This is a genomic window from Streptomyces sp. McG3, assembly GCF_018619185.1.
GTDB lineage: Bacteria > Actinomycetota > Actinomycetes > Streptomycetales > Streptomycetaceae > Streptomyces.
Genome location: NZ_JAAXYC010000074.1, coordinates 21,325 through 30,086, shown reverse-complemented (window position 1 = coordinate 30,086; position 8,762 = coordinate 21,325). Strand labels below are relative to the sequence as shown.

The following is an 8,762-nucleotide window of genomic DNA, read 5'->3' as shown; positions in this document are numbered from 1 at the left end:
ACGCCTCCCGGTCCGCCCTTCGGCCCGCCTCCCGTCACCCGGCGCAGGCCCGTCGGGGCCGTCGATCTGACGCCCGCGCCGGGAGCCGTTCCGCCGCCCCCCGGCGGCTACCGGACGCCGGTCCGTTACGGCTACCCGGAGACACCTGCCGAGACCACCACCCGGCTGCGGCCGGTCCGCCCCCGGCAGCGGTGGCGTACCGCGGCGGCCGCCGCCTGCGTGGTGCTCGGCCTCGGGCTGATCGGCGGGGCGGTCACCGGGGCCTGGCTGACCGGCGACTCCTCGGCCGAGACCACCGGGAACCCCTACACCGCCGCACGCGGCGCCTGGCACAGCGTCCCCGTCGACACGCTGTTCCCGCGCGCCCTCCAGGGCAAGGGCGCGGGCCCCGGCGGCACCCACCGCACCTGGACGCGGATCGCCGTCGCCGCCGACAGCACGTGCGAGGACGGGCTCGACCCCCTGCTCCTGACCACGCTCCGCGCCGTGGGCTGCGAACGGCTGGTGCGCGCCACCTACACCGACGCCACCCGCTCCGCCTTCACCACCGTCGGCCTGGTCTTCACCGAGGCCGACGCCCCGGGCATGCGGGCCCTGCACACCCGGTTCACCGAGCAGAAGCTCGGCGCGCGCAAGGACCTCATGCCCCGTACGTACGCTCCCGACGGCACGTCGGCGGCCTCCTTCGGCGACGGGCAGCGCGCCAGCTGGACGGTCGACCCGCTCACCGAGATCCCGGTCGTCGTCCTCGCCGTCTCCGGCTTCGCGGACGGCCGCACCGTCGCCGACCCGCAGCCCGCGCCCGCCGCCATGGCCCCGGGTGCCACGACGGACATCGCCCAGGCCGGGCTCGGCCACGAGGCGAAGGGCATCGCGGACCGGGTGGAGCGCGGGCTGCGCACGCATGTCGCCGAACTCACGGAGCAGCCCGGATGACCCGACGACCCCACCGCGTCCTCGCCGCGGTCTGCGCCGCCGCCGTCCTCGTGCTCACCCCCGCCGCGCCCGCCCGGGCGGACGCCATCCGGGACCAGCAGTGGGCCCTGGACGCCCTGCACACCGACCGGGCCTGGGAGACCACCCGGGGCCAGGGCGTCACCGTCGCCGTCCTGGACACCGGGGTCGACGACGCCCACCCCGACCTGACGGGCCAGGTGCTCCCCGGCAAGGACCTCGTCGGCTTCGGCGCCGCCCGCGGTGACTCCTCCTGGGCCCTGCACGGCACCGCGATGGCCGGCATCATCGCCGGGCGCGGCAGCGGTCCCGGGCGCTCCGACGGCATCCTCGGCATCGCGCCCGAGGCCAGGATCATGCCGGTCCGCGTCATCCTGGAATCCAAGGACCCGGACCGCGCCAAGGCCCGCAAGTCCCGCGGCGCCGCGCTCGCCGAGGGCATCCGCTGGGCCGCCGACAACGGCGCCGACGTCATCAACCTCTCCCTGGGCGACGACAGCAAGTCCGCCCACCCCGACCCCGGCGAGGACGCGGCCATCCAGTACGCCCTCTCCAAGGGCGTCCCCGTGGTCGCCTCGGCGGGCAACGGCGGCGAGAAGGGGGACCGGATCTCCTACCCCGCCGCCTACCCCGGAGTGATCGCGGTCGCCGCCGTCGACGAGTACGGCACCCACGCCTCGTTCTCCACCCGCCGCTGGTACGCCACCGTCAGCGCCCCCGGCGTCGACATCGTGGTCGCCAACCCGGACGGGCACTACTACATCGAGTGGGGCACATCGGCCGCCGCCGCGTTCGTCTCCGGCGCGGTCGCCCTGGTCCGGGCCGCCCACCCCGGCCTGGACCCGGCCCAGATCAAGAAGCTGCTGGCCGACACCGCCCGCGACGCCCCCGCCCAGGGCCGCGACGACGCCCGCGGCTACGGGATCGTCGACCCGGCGGAGGCGATCGAGGCGGGCTCCCGGCTGCGTCCGGCCGACCTGGACGCCAAGGCCGCCCCGGCGGGACACCGGGGGCGGTACTTCGGCGACGGCCCGGCCCCGGCCCGTACCGCCGGCGCGACGGCCAACTGGGCCGCCCCGCTCGCCGGCGGCCTCGGCGCGGCGCTGCTGGCCGCGGCCGTCGTCCTGTGGCGCGGCCGGAACGCCCCCGGCCGCCGCTGAGCGCACCGCGCCGGACCGGCCCGTGCCGCTTCACCGATTCGCCCCGGACACCGCGTCCGACCGGTCGTGCGCGGCCTGATCCCGGGCCTGATCACCGGTGTGCCCGTCGCCGCGCGGGGCGGCCCCGCGGTGCACCACGACCACCGCCACCAGCCCCAGCGCCAGGCCGAGCACGGTCCGGGGGCCGAACGGCTCCCCGAACATCAGGGCTCCCCACACCGCCGTGACCGGGGCCATCAGGAACATGAGCGTGTTGACCGCCGTGACGCCAGAGCGCCGCAGGATCAGCCAGTACAGCCCGTACCCGCCGAAGGTGGACAGCACCACCAGCCAGCCGACCGCGCCCCAGAACGCGAGCTCGGCGGGCGGCAGCGCGGTCCCCGTGCCGACGGCGAGCGCGGTGAAGATCACGGTGCTGGCGGCGCAGTGGACGGTCAGTGACACCGAAGGGGCCACCCGGTTGGCGGAACGGCTCTCCAGGAAGGTGGCCGCCACCAGCGACAGCATGCCGACGAACGGCAGGGCGTAGGCCCACCCGGCCACCCCGGCGGCGGCCGAGGCGTCGGCCGTCGTGACGACGACGACCCCGGCCACCCCCAGGCACAGACCGAGCCACTGCCGGGCGGTCACGTAACTCCGCAGCAACGGTCCGGCCAGCGCCCCCGCCACCAGGGGCTGGACCCCGTCGATCAGGGCCGTGGTGCCCGTGGAGACCCCGAGCTGGATCGCGTAGTAGACGGTCAGCAGATAGCCGCTCTGCGACAACGCGCCGATCACGGACTGCCGGACCACGTCCCGTACGCCCAGGCCCCGCCAGGAGGCGCGCGCGACGGTCACCGCGACCAGGGCCAGGACGACCGTCAGCGGCAGGAACCGCCACATCAGGATCGTGAGGGCGGACGCGCTGCCGGCGCCGAGCTTGGCCCCGATGAACCCGGAACTCCAGCACAGCACGAAGGCGACCGGGAGCAGGACGTTCATGACGCACCTCGCTATACAGATCGGTATACCTGCCCTCTCGACTATACAGATCGGTATACTCGTCGCCATGGGTACTTCCGGGGAACCGCGACGGATCACCATGACGCCTGCCGCGCGACGGGCCCTGGCGGCCGCCGAGCGGCTTTTCTACGACCGGGGCATCCACGCCGTCGGGGTGGATCTGATCGCCGCCGAGGCCGGGGTGACCAAGAAGACCCTCTACGACCGCTTCGGCTCCAAGGAGCAGATCGTCGTGGAGTACCTCGCCGACCGCGACGAACGCTGGCGCGCCTTCCTCGCCGGGCGCCTCGACGCCGCGCCGCCCGCGCCGCGCGCCCGGATCCTCGCCGTCTTCGACGCCTCGCGCGCCTGGATGGCGGACAACGGCTCCAAGGGCTGCAGCATGGTCAACGCCCACGCGGAGATCAGCGACCCGTCCCACCCGGCGCACGGGGTCATCACCGGCCAGAAGCAGTGGATGCTCGACCTGTTCACCCGGCTCACCCGGGGCGTCGAGGGCCTCGGCCCCGACGCCGCCGACCGGCTGGGCCGGACGCTCATGCTGCTGCACGAAGGGGCCCTGGTCGCCCACGGCCTGAAGGTCTTCCCGGACCCCGTCGCCCACGCCCGCGAGGAGGCGGCCGCCCTGCTGGCCGGGGCGGCCGGGCGCTGAGGTCCGCCCGCCCCACCTGCGGGCAGGCGGCCGGACCCCAGGCACTACCCTCGTCCCGTGGAGCTCAAGAACATCCCTGACCCCGGTTTCTCCGACGACGACGGTTCGGCGTCCCCCGCGCTGACCGGCGCCCTGGACGCCTGGTCCCGCGACCGGAGTGCCGTCGGCCCGGTCCTCGCGGCGCTGCGTGACGCCCGGCTCCTGGTGCCCGTCGTCGCCGTCCTGGGCGAGGTCGAGGAGGACGAGAAGGGGCTCCGCCGCGAGAAGACCAGCGACATGGCCGTTCCCACCCTCCGGGCCGGCGACCGGCGCGCGCTCCCCGCCTTCACCTCGACCGCGTCACTGGCGCTCTGGGACCCCGAGGCGCGCCCCGTGGCCGTACCGCTGCACCAGGCGCTCCAGGCCGCCGCGCACGAGAAGGCCGACACCGTCGTGCTGGACCTCGCCGGGCCCGTCGCCTTCGAGCTGAGCGGGCAGGTACTCCTGGCCCTCGCCGAGAACCGCACCAGCACCGACCCGCTCCAGGATCCCGCCGTCATCGCGGCCGTAAGGGAGACCGTGGCAGCCGACCCGGCCGTGGTCCGCGCCCACCTCGGCCCCGGCAGCGCGGACGGCACCCTCGCGCTCGTCCTCGCCCCGGACGCCGTGCCCGCCGAGGCGGCCCGCCGCGTCGCGCAGGCGCTGTCGGCCAGCGAGGTGCTGCGGGCCCGGCTGGTCAGCGGCCTGGACCTGGCCGTTCTCCCCGCGGGGACGCCCACACCGGGGGAGCCCCTCTTCGCCCGCTGACGCATCGAGCCGGACCGGGACGAACCCGGTCGACGCGCGCCAAGGGCCCACCGCCGTAAGAATTGTCGGGAAATCGGAGAAATCCGACCAGCCGATCAAGCTCGCGAGGTGGTTCCATGCAGAAGCGGATCGTGGCGTCAGAGTTCCTCGGCACCCTGCTGCTGGTGTTCTTCGCCGTGGGGTCCGCGGTGGTCGCCGTCGAATACCTCGGCACGGTGGGCATCGCCCTCACCTTCGGCTTCACCCTCCTCGCGCTGGCCTACGCGCTCGGCCCGATCTCCGGCTGCCATGTCAATCCCGCGGTGACGCTGGGCATGTACGTGGCGGGCCGGATCGACATCCGTACGGCCGTCGAGCGCTGGGTGGCCCAGTTCCTCGGCGCCGTCGTCGGCGCGGCCCTGCTGTTCCTGCTGGCGAAGCAGATCCCGGGCCTGGAGACGAGCGGCGAGTTCGGCACCAACGGCTACGACGACCGGTCGGCCGTCGGCATCAACATCGGCGGCGCGTTCCTCGCCGAGGTGGTCCTGACGTTCCTGCTCGTCTACGTGGTCCTCGCGGTGACCCACAAGGTGGCCGTCACCGGCTTCGACGGGCTGCCCATCGGCCTGGCGCTCGCCGCGATCCACCTGGTGGGCATCCCGCTGACCGGTACGTCGGTCAACCCGGCGCGCAGCTTCGGCCCGGCGCTCTTCGCGGGCGGCGCGGCCCTCTCCCAGCTCTGGCTGTTCATCGTCGCGCCCCTGGTCGGCGGAGCGATCGCCGCCTACGCCCACCGGCTCACCCACCCCTACCCCAACGTCCTGCCCGCGGAGACCGAGGACGCCATCTGACGTACCTCCCCGGCCCGCACCCCACGCGGAAGCCCGCCGCCCCACGGGGGGACGGCGGGCTTCCTGGCGTACGGGGAAGGGGTGGCGGCTAGCCGTAGACGGGACCGGTGTACTTCTCGCCGGGGCCGTGGCCCGGCTCGTCCGGCACCAGCGAGGCCTCGCGGAAGGCGAGCTGGAGGGACTTCAGGCCGTCGCGCAGCGGGGAGGCGTGGAAGGTGCTGATCTCCGTGGCGCTCGCGTCCAGCAGCCCGGCCAGCGCCTGGACCAGCTTGCGGGCCTCGTCGAGGTCCTTGTGCTCCTCGCCCTCCTCGGTGAGGCCGAGCTTCACCGCGGCTGCGCTCATCAGGTTGACGGCGACCGTCACGATCACCTCGACCGCGGGGACCTCCGCGATGTCGCGGGCCATGTCGTCGAAGCCGGGGTTCTCACTGCTGGGGGTCGCGTCACTCATGCCCACACGATAAGGCCGGGCCACCGCCCTCCCGCGCGCGGGAGCCGCTTCGGCCGCCGGGGCGGACAGGGGGACGACGGCGGGGGAGACGCAGGATTAGCGCCCCCGGGACCGGGCTGCTAACCTTGTGTAACGACCGGCCGGACATCTATGTGCCCGGCCCACAAGTGGAGGCTCCGATCTCCCACCTGGCTGTCCTCACCGGACGGCGGGTCACCGGTCAGACGGTCCCCATCGTTCCGTACGGACGATGGAGCCGTCCGATGCGCCCCGCGGTTGAACGCGGCGGTGCTCCGGTAGTTCCTGGAGCCCCGCCTGTGTCCCGTCCGGGGCATTTTTGCGCTTCCGGCTCGGTTGGTCTTGACGTTATAAGACGTTACGCGGCTGTCCGCCAGGCGGTCGCGTGGTGCTACCGAGGAGGATCCATCAGCGCCGAGCCCCGCATCAACGACCGGATTCGCGTTCCCGAGGTCCGACTTGTCGGTCCCAGCGGCGAGCAGGTCGGGATTGTTCCGCTTGCCAAGGCCCTGGAACTCGCACAGGAGTATGACCTCGACCTGGTCGAGGTGGCGGCGACAGCCCGTCCGCCCGTGTGCAAGCTCATGGACTACGGGAAGTTCAAGTACGAGTCGGCCATGAAGGCCCGTGAGGCGCGCAAGAACCAGGCGCACACGGTCATCAAGGAGATGAAGCTCCGGCCGAAGATCGACCCGCACGACTATGACACCAAGAAGGGTCACGTCGTCCGGTTCCTCAAGCAGGGCGACAAGGTCAAGATCACGATCATGTTCCGTGGTCGTGAGCAGTCCCGCCCCGAGCTGGGCTTCCGACTGCTCCAGCGTCTCGCTTCGGACGTGGAGGACCTGGGCTTCATCGAGTCCAACCCGAAGCAGGACGGCCGGAACATGATCATGGTTCTGGGCCCGCACAAGAAGAAGACCGAAGCCATGGCCGAGGCCCGTGAGGCCCAGGCCGCCCGCAAGGCCGAGCGTCAGGGCACGACCGACGCGCCGGCCGAGGGCGACACCGCCGAGGCTCCGGCCGAAGCGGTCGAGGCTCCGGCCGAGACACCTTCCGAGGCGTGACCTCAGGGGCTGCCATCCAGGCGGCCCCGGGTCCCCCCGGAATCCCATAGAGATCTGACGCCCCTGCAGTCCGGTGCCCCGCACCGTGAGGGGCGCCACTGACGAGGAGAGAACGGCGCGATGCCGAAGAACAAGACGCACAGCGGTGCCAGCAAGCGCTTCAAGATCACCGGCTCCGGCAAGGTGCTCCGCGAGAGGGCCGGCAAGCGCCACCTGCTCGAGCACAAGTCGTCCAAGAAGACCCGCTCGCTGACCGGCACGGTCGTCGTGGCTCCGGCCGACGCCAAGAAGATCAAGAAGCTTCTCGGCAAGTGAGGCTCGGCCTCCGGCTCGCCCCGGAGGCACGACCTCGATCACACCGGGACCAATTCGTTTCCGGGCCGTGTGAAGACACCCACGGCCCCGCTACAAGGAGTTAACAAGTGGCACGCGTCAAGCGGGCAGTCAACGCCCACAAGAAGCGCCGGGCAATTCTCGAGGCGGCCAAGGGCTACCGCGGGCAGCGTTCGCGCCTGTACCGCAAGGCCAAGGAGCAGGTCACCCACTCCCTGGTCTACAACTACAACGACCGCAAGAAGCGCAAGGGCGACTTCCGTCAGCTGTGGATCCAGCGCATCAACGCCGCTGCCCGCCAGAACGGCATGACGTACAACCGCCTCATCCAGGGTCTGAAGGCCGCCAACATCGAGGTGGACCGCAAGATCCTGGCCGAGCTCGCGGTCAACGACGCCAACGCGTTCGCCGCCCTCGTCGAGGTCGCTCAGAAGGCCCTCCCGAGCGACGTCAACGCCCCGAAGGCCGCCTGATCCAGGCACCCCCTTCCAGGTAAGCGAACCGGACCCGCAGGCGCACGCCGCCTGCGGGTCCGGTGCGTTGGACCCCGCAGACACTCCACACCGCCACAGCCGTACGCAGAGAGGCTCGCCGCCGACCATGGGCACCCCCGAACTGATCTCCCCGCGTTCCCCCCGTGTCGCCGCCGCCCGCCGGCTGGCCCGCCGCAACTTCCGCGGCAAGGAGCGCAGGTTCATCGCCGAGGGGCCCCAAGCCGTACGCGAGGCCGCCGCCCACCGGGGCGGCGACGGCGAGCCGACCCTCATCGAGCTGTTCGCCACGCCCGAGGCCGCCGACCGGTACGCCGACATCGTCGAGGCCGCCCACACCGCGGGCGCCCGGGTGCACCTGGCCGACGACGACGTCCTCGCCGACGTCTCGCAGACCGTCACCCCGCAGGGCCTCATCGGCGTCTGCCGCTTCCTGGACACCCCGTTCCAGGAGATCCTCGCCGCGAAGCCCACCCTGGTGGCCGTTCTGGCCAACGTGCGGGACCCCGGGAACGCCGGGACGGTACTGCGCTGCGCGGACGCGGCCGGCGCGGACGCGGTGATCCTGACCGACGCCTCGGTCGACCTCTACAACCCCAAGTCCGTAAGGGCCTCGGTCGGTTCGCTGTACCACCTGCCCGTCGCCGTCGGCGTCCCCGTCGAACAGGCCGTGCGGGGCCTCCGGGACGCCGGGGTGCGCATCCTCGCCGCCGACGGGGCCGGGGCCGCCGACCTGGACGACGAGCTGGACGCGGGCACCATGGACACCCCCACCGCCTGGGTCTTCGGCAACGAGGCCTGGGGGCTCCCCGAGGAGACCCGCGCGCTCGCCGACGCCGTCGTCCGCGTCCCCATCCACGGCAGGGCGGAGAGCCTCAACCTCGCCACCGCCGCCGCCGTCTGCCTGTACGCCTCCGCCCGCGCGCAGCGCCCCCGGCGCGCCGCCGACGCGTAACGCGGCGCCGCTCCGACGGCCCGTCAGCACACGATCCCAGCCATTCCCGCGCCCCTCCCACCG

At 73.0% G+C, this 8,762-nt stretch carries 11 protein-coding genes; 9 read left to right on the top strand and 2 right to left on the bottom strand.

Annotation, left to right across the window (positions count from 1 at the left end; genetic code table 11):
- Positions 1 to 66 precede the first annotated feature (66 nt).
- Positions 67 to 936 carry a hypothetical protein gene (locus HET64_RS14985; RefSeq protein ID WP_215105721.1) on the top strand — a complete coding sequence of 290 codons (870 nt, stop codon included), beginning with the start codon at positions 67 to 69 and terminating at the stop codon, positions 934 to 936.
- Positions 933 to 2,114, top strand: coding sequence for a type VII secretion-associated serine protease mycosin (gene mycP, locus HET64_RS14980; RefSeq protein WP_215105715.1), 1,182 nt, complete (start codon positions 933 to 935; stop codon positions 2,112 to 2,114). The genes HET64_RS14985 and mycP overlap by 4 nt, the downstream gene beginning before the upstream one ends.
- Positions 2,115 to 2,144: 30 nt before the next feature.
- On the opposite strand, the gene HET64_RS14975 is transcribed toward mycP, so the two are convergent.
- Positions 2,145 to 3,095, bottom strand: coding sequence for a DMT family transporter (locus tag HET64_RS14975; RefSeq protein ID WP_215105713.1), 951 nt, complete (start codon positions 3,093 to 3,095; stop codon positions 2,145 to 2,147).
- 67 nt (positions 3,096 to 3,162) lie between these two features.
- On the opposite strand from HET64_RS14975, the gene HET64_RS14970 reads away from it, so the two are divergent.
- From HET64_RS14970 to HET64_RS14960, 3 genes are all read left to right on the top strand, one after another.
- Entirely contained in the window at positions 3,163 to 3,768 is a 606-nt protein-coding gene (locus tag HET64_RS14970) for a TetR/AcrR family transcriptional regulator (RefSeq protein WP_215105711.1), read from the top strand.
- 57 nt (positions 3,769 to 3,825) lie between these two features.
- Entirely contained in the window at positions 3,826 to 4,554 is a 729-nt protein-coding gene (locus tag HET64_RS14965) for an SseB family protein (RefSeq protein ID WP_215105709.1), read from the top strand.
- A gap of 116 nt (positions 4,555 to 4,670) precedes the next feature.
- Entirely contained in the window at positions 4,671 to 5,384 is a 714-nt protein-coding gene (locus HET64_RS14960; protein ID WP_215105707.1) for an MIP family channel protein, read from the top strand.
- An 88-nt stretch (positions 5,385 to 5,472) separates the two neighbouring features.
- Here HET64_RS14960 and HET64_RS14955 read toward each other — a convergent pair whose 3' ends face one another.
- The gene (locus HET64_RS14955; protein WP_018959482.1) at positions 5,473 to 5,835 is read right to left on the bottom strand and encodes a DUF1844 domain-containing protein; all 363 of its coding nucleotides are present in this window, start codon (positions 5,833 to 5,835) and stop codon (positions 5,473 to 5,475) included.
- A 368-nt stretch (positions 5,836 to 6,203) separates the two neighbouring features.
- Here HET64_RS14955 and infC point away from each other — a divergent pair, with 368 nt between their 5' ends.
- From infC to HET64_RS14935, 4 genes are all read left to right on the top strand, one after another.
- Complete coding sequence (infC, locus tag HET64_RS14950) at positions 6,204 to 6,920, top strand: translation initiation factor IF-3 (protein WP_215105719.1); 717 nt, start codon at positions 6,204 to 6,206, stop codon at positions 6,918 to 6,920.
- A 120-nt stretch (positions 6,921 to 7,040) separates the two neighbouring features.
- On the top strand, positions 7,041 to 7,235 hold the full coding sequence (gene rpmI / locus HET64_RS14945) for a 50S ribosomal protein L35 (RefSeq protein WP_003970213.1): 195 nt from the start codon (positions 7,041 to 7,043) through the stop codon (positions 7,233 to 7,235).
- A gap of 107 nt (positions 7,236 to 7,342) precedes the next feature.
- The gene (gene rplT / locus HET64_RS14940) at positions 7,343 to 7,726 is read left to right on the top strand and encodes a 50S ribosomal protein L20 (RefSeq protein WP_007457565.1); all 384 of its coding nucleotides are present in this window, start codon (positions 7,343 to 7,345) and stop codon (positions 7,724 to 7,726) included.
- 127 nt (positions 7,727 to 7,853) lie between these two features.
- Positions 7,854 to 8,699, top strand: coding sequence for an RNA methyltransferase (locus HET64_RS14935; RefSeq protein WP_215105702.1), 846 nt, complete (start codon positions 7,854 to 7,856; stop codon positions 8,697 to 8,699).
- The last annotated feature ends 63 nt before the right edge of the window (positions 8,700 to 8,762 follow it).